The organism is Candidatus Nitrospira neomarina, from assembly GCF_032051675.1.
In the GTDB taxonomy this organism is placed as follows: domain Bacteria; phylum Nitrospirota; class Nitrospiria; order Nitrospirales; family UBA8639; genus Nitrospira_E; species Nitrospira_E neomarina.
On record NZ_CP116968.1, the window covers coordinates 881,815 to 901,864 of the forward strand.

The 20,050-nt window shown below is 53.7% G+C and carries 15 protein-coding genes; 1 reads left to right on the plus strand and 14 read right to left on the minus strand.

Features of this window, described 5'->3' with window-relative positions; all coding sequences use genetic code 11:
• Positions 1–30: 30 nt before the first annotated feature.
• The 3 genes from PQG83_RS03970 to PQG83_RS03980 all read right to left on the minus strand — a co-directional run bounded on the left by PQG83_RS03970 (position 31) and on the right by PQG83_RS03980 (position 1,567).
• Entirely contained in the window at positions 31–630 is a 600-nt protein-coding gene (locus tag PQG83_RS03970) for a hypothetical protein (RefSeq protein WP_312747032.1), read from the minus strand.
• A 119-nt stretch (positions 631–749) separates the two neighbouring features.
• The gene (locus PQG83_RS03975) at positions 750–1,190 is read right to left on the minus strand and encodes a hypothetical protein (protein WP_312747035.1); all 441 of its coding nucleotides are present in this window, start codon (positions 1,188–1,190) and stop codon (positions 750–752) included.
• A complete protein-coding gene (locus PQG83_RS03980; protein WP_312747037.1) occupies positions 1,187–1,567 on the minus strand; it encodes a hypothetical protein in 381 nt (126 codons plus the stop codon). Before PQG83_RS03980 ends, PQG83_RS03975 begins: the two co-directional genes overlap by 4 nt.
• Before the next feature lie 605 nt (positions 1,568–2,172).
• Here PQG83_RS03980 and PQG83_RS03985 point away from each other — a divergent pair.
• The gene (locus tag PQG83_RS03985) at positions 2,173–3,717 is read left to right on the plus strand and encodes a DegQ family serine endoprotease (RefSeq protein ID WP_312747039.1); all 1,545 of its coding nucleotides are present in this window, start codon (positions 2,173–2,175) and stop codon (positions 3,715–3,717) included.
• 593 nt (positions 3,718–4,310) lie between these two features.
• On the opposite strand, the gene PQG83_RS03990 is transcribed toward PQG83_RS03985, so the two are convergent.
• From PQG83_RS03990 to PQG83_RS04040, 11 genes are all read right to left on the minus strand, one after another.
• On the minus strand, positions 4,311–5,954 hold the full coding sequence (locus PQG83_RS03990) for an acetolactate synthase large subunit (protein ID WP_312747041.1): 1,644 nt from the start codon (positions 5,952–5,954) through the stop codon (positions 4,311–4,313).
• A 176-nt stretch (positions 5,955–6,130) separates the two neighbouring features.
• Entirely contained in the window at positions 6,131–7,795 is a 1,665-nt protein-coding gene (gene pgi / locus PQG83_RS03995) for a glucose-6-phosphate isomerase (RefSeq protein WP_312747043.1), read from the minus strand.
• Positions 7,792–7,929 (minus strand): hypothetical protein, encoded by a 138-nt coding sequence (locus tag PQG83_RS04000; RefSeq protein WP_312747045.1) that lies wholly within the window; start codon positions 7,927–7,929, stop codon positions 7,792–7,794. Before PQG83_RS04000 ends, pgi begins: the two co-directional genes overlap by 4 nt.
• A 406-nt stretch (positions 7,930–8,335) precedes the next feature.
• On the minus strand, positions 8,336–9,031 hold the full coding sequence (locus PQG83_RS04005) for an HAD family hydrolase (RefSeq protein ID WP_312747047.1): 696 nt from the start codon (positions 9,029–9,031) through the stop codon (positions 8,336–8,338).
• A 327-nt stretch (positions 9,032–9,358) separates the two neighbouring features.
• A complete protein-coding gene (cydB, locus tag PQG83_RS04010) occupies positions 9,359–10,393 on the minus strand; it encodes a cytochrome d ubiquinol oxidase subunit II (protein WP_312747049.1) in 1,035 nt (344 codons plus the stop codon).
• 11 nt (positions 10,394–10,404) lie between these two features.
• Complete coding sequence (locus PQG83_RS04015; protein WP_312747050.1) at positions 10,405–11,748, minus strand: cytochrome ubiquinol oxidase subunit I; 1,344 nt, start codon at positions 11,746–11,748, stop codon at positions 10,405–10,407.
• A gap of 83 nt (positions 11,749–11,831) precedes the next feature.
• Positions 11,832–11,972: a hypothetical protein gene (locus tag PQG83_RS04020; protein WP_312747053.1), complete on the minus strand. Its 141-nt coding sequence runs from the start codon at positions 11,970–11,972 to the stop codon at positions 11,832–11,834.
• 179 nt (positions 11,973–12,151) lie between these two features.
• A complete protein-coding gene (gene sthA, locus PQG83_RS04025) occupies positions 12,152–13,558 on the minus strand; it encodes a Si-specific NAD(P)(+) transhydrogenase (protein WP_312747054.1) in 1,407 nt (468 codons plus the stop codon).
• 406 nt (positions 13,559–13,964) lie between these two features.
• Entirely contained in the window at positions 13,965–15,542 is a 1,578-nt protein-coding gene (locus PQG83_RS04030) for an efflux transporter outer membrane subunit (protein WP_376753569.1), read from the minus strand.
• A gap of 46 nt (positions 15,543–15,588) precedes the next feature.
• Positions 15,589–16,869 carry an efflux RND transporter periplasmic adaptor subunit gene (locus PQG83_RS04035; protein ID WP_312747060.1) on the minus strand — a complete coding sequence of 427 codons (1,281 nt, stop codon included), beginning with the start codon at positions 16,867–16,869 and terminating at the stop codon, positions 15,589–15,591.
• Between the two features lies 1 nt (position 16,870).
• Positions 16,871–20,050 carry an efflux RND transporter permease subunit gene (locus tag PQG83_RS04040; protein WP_312747062.1) on the minus strand — a complete coding sequence of 1,060 codons (3,180 nt, stop codon included), beginning with the start codon at positions 20,048–20,050 and terminating at the stop codon, positions 16,871–16,873.

Consider the following 20,050-nt stretch of genomic DNA (forward strand, 5'->3'; position numbering starts at 1 on the left):
AAGTTCTTGATTGAAAATAAGAGCACCAGATCAAAATGGCGCGATCAAATCGGTAAACTCGAAGTCGAAAAAGAACAAGATGGTATATTCGTTGAAGTAGGTTGACCCTTGAAACCAGGGAGTGGAGCGAACAAACTGTCCCGTCTCCGTTTCGTAAATATCCAGGCGGAATCTGGTATATCCTGACAATTTTTGAGAAGCGTATATCGCAATCTCGGGCAAGGCAATTGGGAGGAGGGCACTCTGTATAGGTGGTAACCCAAACAAGGAGGACCGTTGCTCGACTCCTAGACCCTGAACAAGGATGTGGATCCGGTACTTGGCTTTAGCTGGATCCAAGACGATTTTCAGCCCGCTTTCTCCAAGCCAACCCCCAATTGCACCCTTAAAAAAACCTTGGGCAACGGTCAACCCATCTTCAACGTGCAATCCAGAAATATCGAGACTTACGGTATCACCAGAGGTTAAGAGAATGGACCTGGTGTTCTCTCCATGCAGGCTTCGCTCCACGGCTTGAGCCATGAGGAGTTGTTGGACTGCAGTTGGTGATTCGGGAAGGGGTATGGCATTCATGGCACCGCAGCCGGTCAGTATTCCCACTAACAGGAGAACTTGTAGAATATTGATCATGGACTTATTCAACCCTTGCTTCGAGTAACCAAACCACTTTCACCTCTTTTGTTGATAAGACCAGGGAGGTACGTGACTCAACTTCATGGAGAATAGCTCTTTGATACTGCCTCGTTAGTTTAGAGTGCAGATCCTGGCGAATCAATCATTGAGCCGGATTCCTTTGTCGATGCGGATGGAATGGACGGATTTGGAGGTGCCGGAAGAGCAGGGTTCATCTCCTTGTGTTTGGTAACCCGAAGCAATGTGGGGTCGTGAATAAAAGGTACGTATTTCGGCACGTCTAATGTCACCAGATCACGTTCCTCAATGAGGAGGTCGATCTCAGGCACCTGCTGTTGAAAGGTGGCTAAAATGCTTCCGTCTTGAGTCGTCATGGTGACCAGTAAACGATCCTCTTGGCGTTGTTTGTGCGTCCCCGATCCCTCAAGTGGATGCATGGCGTCCTTCAAAAAAGCGGGAAGATAGGAATCCAAATACCGTGAGGCTAACATCGGGCTGCTAAAGCCAAGGCCAAATCCTAGAAAAAATACCGTAGCCGGTATGACCCATGGTCTCATGGTTTCTGTTCCGTGGTTGGAGGGTCGTTTATTGGTTTTTCCGATTCTTTTGAAGGAAAGATCTGCTGTGTGGTTGGAGGTTCGTCTAGTGGTTTTTCCGGTTCGGTTGGAGGAAACGTCTGCTGTGTGCTTGGTGGTTCGTCTTCCAGGAGTTCTTGCTGCACTGGAGAAGGTTTCTGCTGTCCACGAATAAAGGTTTCCAGGCGACTGAGGGCATCAGCAGTCATGTCGCGGGCCCCCTTGGTCGCATGTTCGGATTTTTCGGTAAGGTCTTCTATTCGTCGGCGGAGATCCCGCATCCCCCCGCCGGTTCGTTGAAATGCCATGATCGCAATCACTAAGGCGGCGATAGCGATCACTAGAGTCAAGATTTCCATAATGTCCTCCTGTTCCGGTCAAGCCGTCCTTTTAGAATGTGAACAGCGTTGGGGTCTTGTCAGTACCAATTGCAGATTGAGGCACATTTACTGAAATAACCGTCCTCTTGTCCTTCCGGATTCCAGTTCTTTCTGCCCTTCTTTTATTATTGTGACAGGTCATGCATTGGGAATCTACCGTGAACATGCTTTTGTCTGTACACGGACATCTTGTAAAGTCGATGTTGACCTTTCTCATGAATGTGTCCAAGGTCGAATCTGGCGGCATGCCCTGTTTGCTCAATCGGGGAAAACTGGGTGCCCTCGGCCTCCGGATGACATAAGGCGCAGTCGCCTTTCTTTTGGTTTGCGATTGGGTTGTTGCCGGCATGTGATTTCTTAGTGGAGAAATGCGTCTGGATTACCTGTGGTGTTGATGTGCGTGTTGTCCTTATCTCACAGAGGAGCTCCTTGAGGCTGCGAACCTATTGACCGACTCATCAAATGGGTTGTGTGAAAATTAATCAAAATTAATAGTCAATTAATCCTCAGCTTATACTGAATAGATAGGATGTCGATACGAAATATCTCAGCGTCGGCAATCTTACTATCAAGGAGGAATATCAATGGGTACAAACAATCGTGGTTCTCGTAGTTGGCGGTTCCAATGGCCTTTGTCCTTTACCGGAATGAATGCCGGGAAGGCGGGACTGGCCGGCATCGGTTTTTTGGCTGGAGTCCTTCTGCTCGGGTCATGGAATATGCCGTTTCATTCTCAAGCAGCCGTTTCCCAAGCGGCAGATCCTGCATCCGTGGGTTCTCCCCCCAATATGGATAAAGGAGGATTTGCTGACATTGCCCAGGCGGTGACCCCCGCAGTGGTCAATATTACGGTTCGAAAAGAAGCGCCGGTCCCCATGTCGGGAATGCCGTCTGATCCGATGAGAGAGTTTTTCGGTCTGCCCGGAATGCCGGAGATGCCAGGAATGCCGAACCGGCCCAATGGTCCTCCTGCTCCGGAAGGGCAGGGAGCTGGTTCCGGTGTCATTATTTCTAGTGATGGATATGTGTTGACCAATGATCATGTGGTCGACGGGGCCAAGGAAATCATGGTGACGCTTCCGGATAATCGGGAATTCACGGGAAAAGTGATCGGCCTTGATCCTCAGACTGATTTAGCGGTCATTAAAATTGACGGGAAGGATCTCCCGTATGTTCCATGGGGAAATTCCGGCGAGCTTCGAGTCGGAGAATATGTCCTGGCGGTCGGCAATCCATTTGGACTGAATTCCACCGTCACGCTGGGGATTGTCAGCGCATTGGGTCGAGGAGGCATGGGCATTACCCAGTATGAAGATTTCATTCAGACCGATGCCGCGATCAATCCGGGGAATTCCGGTGGTGCGTTGGTGAATACGCGAGGCCAACTGGTCGGCATTAATACCGCAATCTTTTCCCAATCCGGCGGGTACCAAGGCGTGGGATTTGCGGTTCCCACCAATCTTGCCAAACCGGTGTATGACAGTTTGGTCAGTACCGGAAAAGTTGTGCGAGGATTTTTGGGGGTCGGTATACAAGCCGTCACGACGGATCTCGCAGACTCCTTTAAATTGGATCAATCCAAAGGAGCGCTGGTCACGAACGTTGTTCCCGGAAGTCCTGCGGACAAGGCGGGCCTCAAACGGGGTGATGTGATTGTCGAATATCAGGGCAAACCCGTATTGGATCCGCGTAGTCTTCAGCATCATGTCATCAGGACTACTATCGGAACGGAAGTGAAGATGGTGGTGATCCGGGATGGTCAGAAGCATACTTTGAATGCGGAGATTCGTGAACAAGATAAGCCTGTTCAAGTGGCACAAGCAGGCCAGATGGGCACGACGGAAGGACCGCTTGCCGGGGTGGCTGTTCAGAATCTCAACCCTGGTATGGCCGAGCAATTAGGGGTGGAAGAACATGTGAACGGGGTGGTAGTTATGGATGTCGCTCCGGGAAGTTATGCCGCACGGGCAGGACTGGCTCAGGGCGATGTGATCAGCGAAATCAACCGTAACCCGGTTCGCTCGGAGGAGGATTTCAGGCAAGTGACCTCAGGCTTGAAGGACAAGTCCTCCGCCTTAATCTTTATCCATAGGGGTCAAGGAGCCTTGTATCTGACTGTAAAAGTGTAATAGACCGAAAAAATAAACGGTAAGTCGTAGCGGGATACCATACTTCCTGAACAAAAAGGAGCGGTGTGGTATCCCGTTTTGGTTCAGGAGTGGATTAGATCATGAGCCGAGATGAGGGGAGTGTTGAATAATAATAATTTCCAAAGGCATATTGACCCACAGACACGTTGCATATCTGAGGCCTCGGGGCGGTTCAAAAAAGTTCGTCCAGCAAGGCCGCAGTCATTTATGCGCGCAGAGCGTACTTCCAGTACGTGAGCACGAAAAAATGGCGAGAACGCCGCTGGCGGCTTTTTTCAACGGCCCCATGAGTGATTCAATTGGACATGAAGCAGATGGGGGTTAGGAACCTTGCCCAATGATGAACGAATCGTGCAAATAAAATGATGGATTCACGTTATCATCCTTCTGGAAGCCGGGGCACCTGGTCCTAAATATTCTTCAAACACTCTCCTGACCTGCGGGCGCCGGGAACGGCGTTTTTTTTGGAAACTATTGCATTATTCCGGAAAGAGATTTGTCCGATCGGCAGAGAGGTATGGGGTGGGGCACATGACTTTGGGAAAGGACTTGCCGGAAACGCGCCGGTGTGTTCATCGTTGACCCTCTGGCATTGAGGGAAGAGTACCGAGTCTTTGGGTGAGGAGTATATTCTCGGAAGCATCGACCGGGCAGTCGATGATTGAAAGGGTATTAGAGGTCAACGCTTTTCGCAGCACGGGTGCCAGTTCCTTTGCCGATGCGATGCGATACCCTTTCGCACCAAAGCTTTCCGCGTATTTCACGATATCCATATTGTGAAATTCCACGTATGTCGATCTGCCGAATTGCTGCATTTGTTTCCAGCGAATCAGGCCGAGACCACCATCGTTGAAAATGAGCACCACAAAGGGGGTAGCCATGCGTACGGCGGTCTCCAATTCCTGGGAGTTCATCAGGAACCCTCCATCACCGGTGACCGCCACGACACGGCGGTCCGGGTGTGCCAATTTGGCCGCCACCGCGCCGGGCAAGGCAATGCCCATGGCGGCGAATCCGTTCGAGATGATGCAGGTGTTGGGAAGAAAGCATGGGAAGAGGCGCCCCAGCCAGACTTTGTGCGCGCCGACGTCCGAGATCACGATATCATCGTGGGCAAGCGACGCACGCAGGTCCGCGAGGATTCTTTGCGGCTTAAGAGGAAATGACGTGTTCTGACCGCCTTGTGCCAATTCCTCGTGAAGCATGTGGCGGAATCGTGAGGCCCGCGTTGTGGCGGGCGCGTGGACCTGATCCGTCAGCGCTTCAAGTGACGAAGCGATCGTACCCACGACCCCGACCTCGATGATGTACGACGCGTCAACCTCGGCGGGCGACAGGTCCACGTGCACAATTTTCTTGTCGCGGTTGGGGTTCCAGGCATGGGGAGCATATTCCACGATGTCATATCCAATCGCGATCACGACGTCCGCGTCCAGAAATTCGCAGTTCACATAGTCCATGGTCTCCAGTCCAATGGCACCGAGCGAGAGCGGGTGGGTATCGGGAATGGTGCCTTTGGCCATAAAGGTTGTGGCAACCGGAATGTTCAGCGTTTCCGCAAAGCGCACCAGCGCTTCGGAGGCATGTCCGCGAATGACGCCATTGCCCGCGAGCACGATCGGATGTCTGGCCTCCCCGATGATACGTTGGGCCTTGTCGAGTTGTTCGGGTGCGGCCCCCCCGGGGTGAACCGATTGCACGAGCAGGGGGTGGCCCTCGGTTTCCCTCGAAGCGATGTCTTCGGGAATTTCGATGTGTGTGGCGCCGGGTTTTTCGGCCTGCGCGAGCTTAAAGGCTTTCCGAAAGACTTCAGGAATGATGTCGGGAATGGGCAAGGTGGCATTCCACTTGGTCACAGGACGAAACAGGGAAACGATGTCAAGGTGCTGATGGGATTCCTTATGCAGCCGGTCCCGGTCAGCTTGGCCGGTCAGGGCAACAAGTGGCGCACGATCCATGGTGGCATCGGCCACGCCACTGATAAGATTCGTTGCGCCTGGCCCCAGCGTGGCGAGGCACACGCCGGCGTTACCGGTCAACCGGCCGTATACGTCGGCCATGAAGGCCGCCCCCTGCTCATGGCGGGTCATGACAAAGCAGATAGAAGAACCGATCATCGCATCAAGAAGATCCATATTCTCCTCGCCCGGCACACCGAAGATATATTTCACGCCTTCGTTCTCCAGGCATTGTACGATGAGTGTGGCGGCTTTCATGCGTGCTTTCCGGATTCAATATTCTTGAAAAATTTAATTAACGCTGGCAGAGAATGTGAGCTTTTTCCAGTCCCTACTCACGCGCGCCGTATAATCCATTGCCGGGCGAGCCGCGACACTGCCGCGCGGTAGACATGCCTGCCGACCGATCAGGCCAGTTGACGGATGTGATCCATTCAGGGAGGACTGTTCTTAAAGCGGCGGTAGCGACGGATGAGCGCGTTGGTTGAACTGTCATGCTTGAGCTGCGGCTCATCAGGGCTCTCCAGTTCTGCAAGCGTCCGTTTTGCCAGCACCTTGCCCAGTTCAACGCCCCATTGGTCGAATGAATCGATATCCCAGATCGTCCCTTGCGTGAAGACGCTGTGTTCGTAGAGCGCGATCAACGCCCCGAGCGTTTCCGGCGTCAGACGCTCGGCAAGAATGGTGTTGGTCGGGCGATTGCCGTCAAACACGCGGTGCGGCACCAGCCAGCTTGGTATGCCGTCGGCTTTGACTTCCTCGGCGGTCTTCCCGAAGGCCAACGCCTCAGTCTGTGCAAACAGATTTGCCATCAGCATGTCATGCTGATGGCCGATCGAATTCAGGGTTTGGGAAAAACCGATACAATCGCAGGGGATTAACTTTGTTCCCTGGTGGATCAGCTGGTAGAAGGAGTGTTGGCCGTTTGTGCCTGGTTCGCCCCAATAGATCGGAGCTGTCTGATACCCAACGCCTGCTCCTCCGAGTGTGACATGCTTGCCATTGCTCTCCATCGTCAACTGCTGGAGATAGGCTGGAAAGCGCTTGAGGTAGTGGTCGTAGGGTAAGACCGCGACCGTCTCTGTCTTGAAGAAATTGTTATACCAGATGGTGAGGAGTCCCATGAGCACGGGCAGGTTGCGGTCGAATGGAGCCGTGCGGAAATGTTCATCCATCGCGTGAAAACCGTCCAGCATCGCCCGAAAGTGATCGGGGCCGACGGCGAGCATGGTCGAGAGGCCGATGGCGGAATCCATCGAATATCTCCCGCCGACCCAGTCCCAGAACTCGAACATGTTTGCCGTGTCGATCCCAAACTTTGAAACCTCTTCGGCATTGGTTGACACGGCCACAAAGTGCTTGCGCACGGCTTCCTCGTGTCCGATCTGTCCCACACTCCACGCGCGCGCGGTGTGGGCGTTCGTCAGGGTTTCCAGCGTCGTAAAGGTCTTCGAACAGATGATGAAGAGCGTTTCTTCCGGGTTGAGGTTGCGTGTGGTTTCGGCAAAGTCGGTGCCGTCGACGTTCGAGATGAAGTGGAAGGTCATGTCGCGCTGGCTGTAATGACGCAGGGCTTCATAGGCCATCACCGGACCGAGGTCAGAGCCGCCGATGCCGATATTGACCACGTGGCGTATCCGCTTGCCGGTGTGTCCCCGCCATAAACCGTTGCGGACCTGGTGTGAGAATTCCGCCATGCGGTCGAGAACTCCATGCACCTCAGGAACGATATTGACACCATTAACGAGAATTCGTTTGGTCTCAGGCACGCGCAGAGCGGTGTGCAGAACGGCGCGTCCTTCTGTCACGTTGATCTCCTCACCACAGAACATGGCCCCGATGCGCTCACGCAGACCGCAGTCTTCGGCAAGCTGAAGGAGAAGGCCTAGAGTTTCGTCGGTGATGCGATTTTTCGAATAGTCAAGGTAAATGCCGGCGGCTTCGGCAGTCAGGCGCTCGCCCCGGTCGGGATCGTCGGCAAAAAGCTGGCGCAAATGCAGACCGTGGATCGTCTTATAATGCGCGGCCAACGCTTTCCATGCGGGCCGCTTGGTCAACACCGGGCGAGCCCTGTGAGTGGTTGATTTCACGCGGCTCATGCTGATGCGACCTTTATCATCGTGGTGATTTTGGCGGGAATCTTGTCCATCAGATCATGCCAGGACGTGGCTAAGGCTGCCGTCCGTTCACGTTGGAGGTTTCGTGCAGGTGTCTCATTTTCATCTTCCGACATGATCACTCATTGGTCCTAACATCGTGGATGTTGAGCGTACCAGGAAACAAAGATTCTGAAAAGGGATCCTTCACAAGAAAAGGAGTCGATACTCACATTTTTTTAAGTTTGGGCATATGGCTTATGAAATGCATAGGATGTGCCAAGAAGAATTGTGTGGCCCTCTGACGGTTCATCCTAAAGGGTCCATGATTCAAAACAGGATTGGTATGGGGGTTCATTTCCATGTTACCTTCGGGGGGATCCTGAATTATCGGAAGGGTGAGTAGATGAATAGATTCCCATGGATGAAACCACGATTGTCTACATTTGAGACCAACGCTTTAATTTGGGATGTAACGAAATTCCACAGATTCTACATTTCCTTTCGATAACCCTGACATGATCTTCACCTTCAGGGCGTCTCCTATTCCGTATGGCCGGTATCGACCAGGCCCATCAAGGCGGGAAGGTCATATGTGACCAGGTCGCCAATGCGCTCAACCGTAAGGTCGGCCGGGGGGTAGGCCTTGACGTTATTTTGATCCAGCGCGTAATGGCCCTGGCGGGGAAAGATCGTTCTCAGACGATCGCCCCAAACCTGTTTCATGGCTCCAAGAATGCGAAGCTTGTCGTCTATCATGATGTAATGTCGAGCTGGGTAACGTCGCTCAACATCCGCGAGCATGTGTTCCTTGTGCACGTAAATGAGCACCCGACCCTCGACGGCGTCCCACAATCCCGAGCGTTGGATCTTGCGGGGCTGAAAGACCACATCACCATCCGAGAGGATGACCGTTCGGCCCCAATGATCAAGATGAGCGAGAAGGTCGAGCGCGCCAGGATAGAGGCGTTCTGCAAACGGATAGTCAACCAGAAATGAAGACATCATCAGCAACCTCGGGTCATTCATGGTTTCGACACGGTAGCGTTGCAAAGCTCCCAGATAGTCCGCATAACCGAGCTCCTTTCTCAACGCCTCAAAAATGTCCCAGTATCGATCCCGGTTTTTCTCGCCAAACTCTTGCGCAAGATGATGGCTGAGGTCGGTGCCGATGTGGTCGTTATCCAATAGCGTATTATCTACATCCAATAAAAAGACCACTTCTTCCGGGATGGTCATGTTCTTATCCTTTCCGGTACGTCCGGCATGGATTATGCCAATCTCCGTCTGTTTCGATGAGCACATCTGCCTCTGACAGTTTCTTCCCTCGTCAACAAGATCCTACAATTCCTCTGCGAAGACTGTCCAACCATCAGCACAGTGGATTGGACAACGTTCAGAGAGGACGCAGATCGATGATAGGCAGTTGCTTGGCCAATCCTTCCATCTGTAGATTCCGGTGACTCTCGGGAAACGCCTAGATGGCGGGTTTCCGCTCAGAGGCCTGTCGTCGAAAGATCCTGGTCGTGAATCCGGTGTGGAGACGAACTTCCAGAATGGACAGATTCAGTGTGCCCCGAGTTTGACCTTCCCCCGGAAGGCCTGATGCGCGCAAGCTTGATACGCAATGAGCAGAATGAATCCGATCAAAAACCACCAGAGGCCGATCTGCAGGCCATAGACGCCGGCGGTGGCGTTGGTTACGGTCAAGCTATTGGCCGGATCGTTGGTCGCAATCAGGATGTTCGGGTATGACCCCCAGGCCGTGCTGGCCAGCATTGTCAGAATCAAGAGACTCGTGGCGGAAAATGCTCCCGCATCCCAATCGCGCCTTCGTATCATGAGAGCCGCTACCAGCGTCGCTATACTGAGAACCGGGAAGATGTATCCCATGGGATGGGCGGCATAGTTGAGGAAGAACAAGGGTTGGACAAAGGGAACGGCGGTCAGGGCCAGCCCGACCAGAATAACCACGGCCGATCCACTCAGCCAGGCCGCTCGTCGTGCCCGGTTCCGCAACTGGCCCTCCGTTTTCATGGCCAGGAAATTGGCGCCGTGCATGGCGAGGATCGCTGCGCTTGTGGCTCCGAAGAGAACGGTAAACCAATCCAGTATGCCCGGCTCCGGTCCGGTCATGAAATTTGTCCAGAGGGCCACGAAGAAATAGCCTTCGGGATTCAAGGGCACGCCGCGAATAAGGTTGCCCAGGGCCACGCCGAACACGACAGCCAGTAAGAGACTCGCTCCGGCAAACGCCACGTCCCAAAACTGCCGCCACAGTGCGTGATCCACGTGCGAACGGAGTTCGAGTGCGAGGCCACGGGCAATCAGCAGCCACAAGACCAGATGTAAGGCCAGATAAAAACCGCTGAACCCTGCCGAGTAGGCCTTGGGAAAGGCAAAGAATAACAGTCCTCCTGCAGCGATCAGCCACACTTCGTTGCCGTTCCAGATGGGGCCGATGGCGGCCAACGCCGCACGTCGGTCCGCTTCATTTTTCGCGACAAAGGCATAGACAATGCCCAGGCCGAAGTCGAAGCCGTCAAGGACCACAAAGACAGCCAGCATTAATGTGACAGCAACATACCAGAAAGTTTCCATCGTACCGGTTCCTATGGGTTTGCAGACTCAGGGAATGAGCCCGCCGGGCCCTGCCGTATTATTTCAGCCATTAGGAAAAGGAAAAGCAGTCCCAATACAAGATAGATGCCGAGATACCCGAGTAACGTAAACAGTGCGTTTCCCGAATGGACCATCGGTGAGGCACCATCAGCGGTGCGGAGCAGGCCATATACCAGCCACGGTTGGCGGCCGAGTTCGGCGGTCATCCAGCCGGCCGTTGTTGCCAGATAGGGAAACGGGACGGAAAGCATAAGCAGCCAAAGCAGCCAGTTCGCGGTAAACAATCGTCCCTGCCATAGCCAAAACAGCGCCAGACCCATGATCGATACAAGAATGGTTCCAAGCAAGGCCATCACATGATAGGCATAGTAGAGCAGCGCTACATTGTCCGGCCACTCTGCACGTGGAAATGCCTCGAGCCCTCTCACCGTGGCATAGAGTTCGTCAAAGAGCAGTAGACTCAAGGCGTCCGGCACGACGAGCGGATTGTCGATCGTCATGGTTTCGAGGTTCGGTTGGCCGATAAGCACCATCCCCGCGCCACGCTCGGTCTTGAAGAGGCCTTCGAATGCGGCACCTTTGACCGGTTGGTGTTCAAAAACCTGTCTGGCATTTTCGTGGCCGGTCGGAAAGATCATCAGCGCCGTCGCGATGGCGCCTGCCACGACGCCGGTACGGAGGAACGTCTTCGCATATTTCACGTGCAGACCGGATAGGAGATAGAACGAACCGACTGCGGCCACCACGAATGAGGCGGTCACGACCGCGGCCGTCATGTTGTGGGCGAATTGCCAGACTAGCCAAGGATTTGTGAGCAGACCGGAAAGACTGTCGACAAACAACCGTCCGTCCGGAGCCACCGTATAGGCAACCGGATGTTGCATCCAGGCATTTGTCGCCAGAATGAAATAGCCGGAAAGCCAGGATCCGAGAAACAGCATCAGCGAGGCGGCCCATTGCACCCGCTGACTGAATCGCCCCTCGCCGAACAGCAAGATACCGAGAAACGAGGATTCCAGAAAAAACGCAAACAGGCCTTCCATGGCCAGTGTCTGGCCAATCACCCCGCCGGCGAAGTTCGAAAATTTCGCCCAATTGGTGCCGAATTGAAATTCCAAGGGAATGCCGGTCACGACACCAAAGGCAAAACTCAAGGCAAAGATCTTTGTCCAGAATCGGGCAACCTGATTGTAGTGGTCGTCGCCGGAAACGAGCGCACGGCTTCGCAGGTAAAGCAGCAGTAAGGCCAACCCTATCGTCAATTGCGGAAAGAGATAATGAAACGTGACAGTGAAGGCAAATTGCAGGCGGTCGTAAAGTAGCGCGCTGGCCATAGAAATCTTTCGAACTGAACAGTGACGCCCCTGAACGAGGATCGTCCGGCTAAAGAACTTCTTTTAGCAGGCGGGTCTCTCCCTCAACCGTGTTGTCGGTGTAACACATTCAACAGGTAGGGTGGAGTGACCCCGTCCACTCCATACACAAACAGTTGGCCAAGAATTAAGCAGTCTCTCCCGACTAAGATACTGACCGTCGTCTTATCTGGAACATTTACCATGAATCCACATTGAGCCTCTCAAAGAATGCCCCTCTGATTTCTACGGGTGAAGATACCTGTGCATGATGGTGGGTGGAAAACTTGTGTGATGGTTGGGAAGGGTTCAGACGACAACCTTCCAATGTGAAATAAATAAAGACCAGTATGCGTTGACGATCCATCAACGTCGTTTTAGGGTGCTATCCTATACGTGAAAGTTTATTAAACGCATTTAAAGCGGCTACCTTGTAACATTCCGCAAGAGTCGGATAATTGAAGATACGGTCAAGAAAATAGTCCAGACCTCCCCCTAATTCCAGCACCGCTTGTCCGATATGGATGAGCTCCGTCGCACCAGTGCCAATCACATGGACGCCGAGGAGCTTTCGGGTCTCACGATGAAACAGCATTTTGAGCAAACCACTGTCATCTCCCATAATTTGCCCGCGAGCGATTTCCTTATATCGGGCAACACCGGTTTCATAAGGGATTTTTTTTTCGGTCAGCTCATGTTCATGCGCGCCGATCATGGAAATCTCAGGAATGGCATAGATGCCGAAGGGAAAGTGTGTATCCATGGGACCCGCACTGACCCCGAAGGCATGGCAGGCAGCCCGTCGACCTTGCGCGGCGGAGGTAGAGGCGAGACTGGGGAACCCGATCACGTCCCCGGCGGCGAAGATATGGGGGATCTGCGTTCGAAAAGCTTGATCCACCGCAATGCGTCCACGATTATCCGCCGTCAGGCCCGCACCAGCTAGATTTAATCGATCGGTTGCGCCGATTCTCCCAGCGGAATACAGAACCATGTCGGACACAAGTCGCTTCCCTGACTCCAGTTCTATCACAGCTTGTTTGGGAGGACCTTCAGCGATGGTCAATTTTTCCACGGTTTCTCCCAATCGGAAGGTCACATCCCGGTTTCTCATTTGATGAATGAGTTCCTCAACGATTTCGTTGTCCAGGAAATCTAGCAAACGCTCCCGTTTATCCACCACGGTCACGTCGATTTCGAGTGCGGCAAACATTGACGCATACTCCATCCCGATCACGCCCCCGCCGACCACCACTAATCTTTTGGGCAAGGATGTGAGGTGGACCATCTCGTCACTGGTGACAATGATTTCACCATCCACGCCGGTTCCAGGTGGCGGGGCGGCTACGGTTCCGACGGCAAGCAGAATATTCTCAGCCGTGACAGTTTTCGTCTCGTGTTCTGTGTGAATAACAAGGGTATGGGCGTCGGTGAAGGAGGCTTCGCCGGAAATGAGTTCGATATCATTCCTCCAGAGCTGGTCCTCCACGATGTCGACTTCGCGGTTTCTGACGAGTTGCACACGAGAAAATAATTGTTCCGCTGTGGGACGGTGCCGTTCCCGGTTTCTTGTCTGTTGGACAAACGGATGGTTGGTAGCCATGAAGGATAACACGGCCTCGCGCAGAGTTTTGCTGGGGATGGTCCCGAGTTCGATACACACGCCGCCTGCGCATTGCTGACGCTCAACCACTCCAACCCGCTTCCTGAATTTGGCGGCTTGAATCGCCGCTCGTTGGCCTGCCGGGCCGCTGCCGATGCATAAGAGATCAAATTCGAATTGGTCACTCATCTGAATCCAAAATATATCAAAACATATTTGATGCCAGGTGCAGGGATCAGGTCTGGATGTTATGGGGCATCCCCGATGTAAACACACAATAGGGCAGAGTCTCAAGCATTTTCACTGTCCCGTTCCCCTCAATGCGACAACAATGATTCCTCCCGTCAGGCTGATGACGGTTGTACCCATATCGATCGGCTGGGAATTCTGTCCACGCCTCTTTGGTTTATGCAGGTATTGGTTCCCATCAAGGCCAGGAACATAACATTTCTGTAATTTTCCCTTCAATCCATGAGGTTTAGTACCCTCATGATCCGTATATCGTATCGCGAACTCGGGTACTGACGTGACGGTAAACCATGCGGGAGTGCCGCTCTAACATACCCCATGCCAGCTGACCAGGGGTGAGCGTGGGTCAAGGAGTGGGTGGTTTGGTCAAATCATTATTCACCCCGTTATTGTCCGCGTTGACATCGATTCCCCCGGCTGATGGTGGTTTATCAAGATCGACATATTGGAACGTATCGAAGGGCTGAATCTGTTCATCGGCGGGCAATTGGTTGCGGTTCCAGCCCCCGCCCAGCGCGCGAATGAGGGCCACGGAAGATTTCAGCAGATTAGCCTTAATTGCTACGGAGTCGATACGCGCCGCTAGCGTGTTGACCTCGGCGTAAATGAGCTCAAGACTGGAGGCGAGTCCGCCAAAATAGAGGCTAGAGGTCAGGTCTTGCGTTTTGAGATAGGCCCCGACGGCGGCGTCCTGCCGTTTGGCCGCAGTGGTGAGCTGGTTGGTCAGACTCAAATTGTTCTCGACTTCGCGAAAGGCGTTGAGCACCGTCGAACGGTATCGGTCCTCCGTCTCGCGATAAACCGACCAGGACTGCTGCAATTGGGCGCGGCGAAATCCACCCTGGAAAAGCGGGAGCTCAATGGCGGACCCGTAGGACCAGAAACTATTGGCAAGCTTGATCAAATCGAAGCCGGTATCTTCGAACCCCCCTCCGGCCCGGAACGTCACATTAGGATAAAAGGCTGCGCGAGCGATGCCGATGGCACGATTGGCCTGGGCCATCCGTCGCTCCATCGCTGCGATGTCGGGGCGACGCTCCAATAAGGTTGATGGAATGGTCTGGGGCACCTCGAAATTTTCCACACGGAGGTCGGCGACCGGTTCGATCGTGAAACTGGCCGGTGCCCGATTGAGGAGGATGGCAATCGCCTGTTCAGTCACCTGGCGTTGGCCTCGAATTTCGGCCTCCTTCGTCTCAGTGCTGAACAACAGAGATTCCACGCGGGCAATGTCCAGCATGGACGCGATCCCGACCGTAAACTGCTCATTAATCAAATTGAGTGAACCTCTATAGAGGTCGATTGATTGGGTATAAATCGCCAGTTGCGCGTCGAGGCCACGAAGGGTGAAATAGTTCGCCGCAATTTCCGCCTGCAAACTGAGGCGTGCAAGCCCATATTCAGCCGCACGCTCTTCGGCCCGGTACATCTCTACACGCGTGGCGTTGCGAATTGCCGACCAGAAATCCGGCTCCCATGATGCAATCCCTCCGACGGAAACCGTCGAGGCCGTATCCGAAATATCAGGATCGCGAAACAGACGATTTTCTGATTGTCTGTTGTCGGAGGCGCCGAACCCCAGACCGGCATGTGGGATACGCCGTGAACGGGCTTTCATCATCATATCGCGGGCCTGGACAAAGCGCTCAGCAGCCGCTTGGAGATCCGGATTAGCACCCATAGCCTGTTCTTCAAGGTTGTTCAATACCGGATCGTTATAGAGTGTCCACCAATCTTGTCGTAATTCACCATCCGAGGGTTTCGCTTCGACGAAGGGACTGGAACCGTGCCATGAAACGGGGACGACGAATTCGGCCGGTTGATAATCCGGCGCGAGATCCACGTGTGGCAAACATGCCGATACATGAAGGGCAATCATCAACACACTGCTACGCCATACCCAAGTCAACAACCTACATGGCATCTCTGTTGGTGGTCGCAAACCTTCCTTTAACATGTTTCGACGGCCATTATTTTGATGATTGGTCATTTGCTATAGGTGCGTCGGTTTGGTCCTTTGCCACAGGTGTATCGGCCTGGCCCGATGATATTGATGCGTCAATCTGGGCTTTGGGCATCGGTGCGTCGGTGTTAAGACGATTATATCCCGGCGCTGGGGTGACGATGCGGACCTGGTCGTTTTCGAGCAATGCCGCGCTGGGATTATTCACAATGCGGTCGGTAGGGGTAATTCCCTCTGTGACCTCGACCGTGGCGTCAAGAATTTTCCCCACGGTGATCGATTTAAAATGAACGCGATCGTCATCCGTCAGCACGGCGACTTCGGTGCCGTTTTCCTGGAAGACCATCGCGCTGGTTGGAATCGTGAGAAAATCCGAATTCACCGACGTTGTGAGTTGTACTTTGGCGAAGGAACCGGGCCAGAGGGCCCTATCCTCGTTGTCCAGCACGAATTCGGTAACCGCGGTGCGCGTGCTCACATCGAATGCACTCGCGACGGTGAGGAATTTTGCCGTGAAACGACGACTGGGCAATTGCGGCACGGTTACCTCAGCCGTCAGACCCGGCTTGAGAAAGGCCCCGAAAGATTCCGGAACCGAGACAAAGAGGCGCATTTTGCTGACGACAGCCACAGTAAAAAGGTTGCTGATGGCATTTGGATCACTGATCGTGCCTTCTTTGTTGACATAGTCACCGACATTGATATTGCGGTCGATGACCACACCATCGAAGGGCGCCACGATCGTTTTGAAGCGAATCAGCGCCTCGAAATTCCTGACTTGCTGTTCCGCCGCGTTGACCTTTGCCGCTTGGGCCTTGGCCTCTGCCACCTTCACGGAAATCGATTGAGCGGAGACCGCATGTTTTTCGCGGAGTGCTAGATAGCGCTTGGCCGTCAATTGGGCAAGACCATATAGAGCGCGCTCGGACGCCAGATCCGCCTTGGCCTGCCGATATTGAGCGTCGAGAGTCGGCACGTTGATTGTGGCGAGAATATCGCCCTTCTTCACCTTCGCTCCGTAATCCGTGTACCACATTTTCACATAGCCCGAGACCTGGGCATAGATCGGTGCCTCATACCAACCCCGGAAATTGCCTGGGAGAGTAATGGTCTCGGTAGGCGGTAGCGGTTTGGGATTGATGATGGAAACAGTGGGGATAGCCCCGGCAAGTGTCTCCTCGCGTAGTGTTGCGGCGCCGCTGTTGTGTGCGTAAATTCGATAGCCCATGTATAGAATACAAAGTAGGATCACGAAGATCGCAAGGCCTTTTCCACGTAGGACCTTCATATTACCCCTGATTCGTTTGGCGAGTCGCTCGCCTGTTGTAAATGATGGCATAGACGCAGGGCACGAAAAACAGGGTAAACAACGTCGCGACCATCAGTCCGCCGATGACCGCGCGACCCAAAGGCGCATTCGGTGAGTTGCCCATCGACATCGGCAGCATCCCGATAATCATGGCCGAAGCCGTCATGAGTACCGGGCGAATTCTGGCTTTCCCGGCTTCGACAGCAGCGAGGAGTGCGTCACCGTGCATTTCAAGGCGTTCACGGGCGTAGGAGACAATAAGAATTGAATTGGCGGTTGCCGTGCCCATCGTCATAATGGCACCCGTTAACGCCGGCACGGAAATATTGGTATGTGTCAGGAACAATGCCCAGGCAATACCCGCCAACGCACCGGGTAATGCCGTAATGATGATAAAGGGATCAAGCCAGGATTGGAAGTTCACGACAATCAGAAGATACACCAACACGACGGCAAAGAGGAGACCGACAATCAATTCGACATATGCCTCGTACATGGTTTCGGCCTGCCCATGGATTTCGAGTGCCGCACTGCGTGGCAACTCGTCCTCCAGGCTTTTGGCAACCTTCTCGACATCCGCCAGAACGCCTCCGAGGTCACGCCCTTCGGCAGACACATAGATATTGAATAGCGGCATGATGTTCGCGTGCGAGATCAGGCCCGGCGTTCCGATCATTGAATGTGTGGTCACATTCCCAAGTAGCTGTACGTTATCTTTCGAGGAGTCGAGATTGTTTTGATCGACAGGGACCGTCATGAGATTTTTAATGCTCGTGAGCTGCGGTTGGGGCGTATAGATGTTAATCTGATAGGAAATGCCGGTTTTGTGATTGAGCCAATATTGCTGGTCGATCTGTTGGCTGCCAGAGGTGGACAACAGCAGATTGTCGGCAATTTCCCCTTCGCTCAGGTTTGTGCCGAGACCGAACGTGCGTTGACCTTCGACGAAAAGTGTCGGCGTGCGCATCGTCTGCTGTATCGTCACGTCGCTGGCCCCAGGAATCTTGCGCAGCTCCCCTGCCAGTTTTCGTGCGAATTCATAGTTGGCGTACATCTCCATACCGTTAATCTGCACATCGATCGGCGCAGGCGAGCCAAAATTGAGAATTTTGGCGGTCAGGTCAGCCGGTTGGAACGTGAATTCGGTACCAGGATACCGCTCCCTCAGGCCTTTGCGAAGAATTTGCCGATACTCCCAAACCGGTGACTTTTCATTCTTCAAGTCGATGGTGAGGTCGCAATCCTGCGACCCGATCGTCGGCGTCGGAATAAAGGCGAGGTTATGTGGTCCGACCGGCAGCCCGCAATTGCTGACGACGCCTTCGACCTGCCCGGGAAGCAATCGTGCGATGTCTTTCGAAACGAGGGAGGCGACGCGAGCTGAGACCTCTATACGCGTGCCGAGTGGTGCCCGCATATGCATCTGCATGGTTCCAGACTTGACCTCGGGGAAGAAGTCCCGTCCGTTAAAGAAAAACAGGCTGAGAGAAGCAAGTGCTAGCGCAAGAGCGATGACGACGAACGTGCGTCGATGGGCGATAGCATGTTCGAGGCGGGCATTGTAACGCTCACGAAATCGATCGAAACTGCGTTCGAAACTCTGCTGGAAGCGGACGAAGAAGTTCTGAGGTTTTTCCGGTTCGCTCCCTCTACCGTCTTCAGGGGACTGCGATTCGTGGTGATTCGCGAGGATAAATTTCGCCATGGTCGGCACCAGTGTGCGCGACAAGATGAAAGATGAGAGCATGGCGAAAATGATTGCCTTGGCCATGGGTGCGAAGAGCCAGCCGGATACGCCGCTGAGCTCGAAGAGCGGGAGCCAGACGATGGCGATGCTTAACGTGGCAACCAAGGTGGGGACGATGATCTGATTGGCGGCGTCGACGATGGCATCATCGAGAGGCTTTCCCATGGCGAGATGCGTGTCGATGTTCTCAATCATCACCGTGGCGTCGTCAACGAGTATGCCGACGGCCAGCGCTAACCCACCTAGTGTCATAAGATTTAGCGACTCTCCGGTTAAGTTTAAGCAGATGAGTGCGGACAGGATGGAGAGCGGAATTGAGGTGGCGATGATAACGGTTGGTCGCCATGATCCAAGCAACAACAAGACGATCAGGGCAACCAGGGCGGAAGCCGTTGCCATTTCTTTCACGACGTCCGCAATCGATTCCTTCACGAAGAGCGAGGCGTCGTTGAGAATTTTAACCTCCACGCCCTTGGGCACAATCTTTTCGATGCGCGGAATCGCCTTCTTGACCCCATCAACTACTTCCAGGGTCGAAGCCTCACCACTCTTCATGACGACGAGGGTGACGGCTTGTTTGCCTTCCACCAGCACGGCATTCGTTTGTGGCGGGCCGGCGAGGGTCACGTTGGCGACATCACGCATATAAATGAAGGCGTTTCCGTCTCTCTTAATTGGAATATTGTTAAAATCTTCGACCTGCAGCGGCATCGCATTTGTCTGGACCATCCAGTCGGTAGTTTTGATCTTTTGGTCGCCTGCCGGGAGCACTTTGTTCTGCCTATCGAAAGCATGGAAAATATCTGCCGGGGTGAGGTGACGGGCGAGTAATTTCTGTTGATCGAGCGAGACCAGGAGCTGTTTCGGTTGTCCCCCGTATGGATGCGGCAGGATCGCCCCGGGAATGGTCACGAGCAGGGGACGAATTTGGGTAAAGGCAAGGTTATAGAGCTCTGCGGGCGTCAAGGTGTCGGAGGTGACTTGCAGCATGGCCACCGGCACTGAGGACGCTTCGAGACGCATGATCATGGGGGGAGAAATATCCGGGGGCAGCGCTTTCACAACTGTCTGCGAAATCGCCGCAACCTCGGCTTCGGCACCGGCAAGGTTGACTCCCTCCTGGAGAAAGATATTGATAATACTGATGCCGAAATAGGATTTGCTATCGATCTTCTTGATGCCTTCCACCGTTGAGGTCAAGGCGCGTTCGAAGTAAAACGTGATACGCCCGGACACATCACTCGGTAGCAAGCCTGCATAGGACCAAACCACGGAGATGACGGGAATCCTGATATTCGGAAAGACATCGGTCGGTGTCTGAAGCACCGACTTCGTCCCGAATATCACGATGAGAATGGCAAGAACAACGAAGGTTAAAGGCCTTCGCAACGCAATGAGAACAAGCTGATTCAT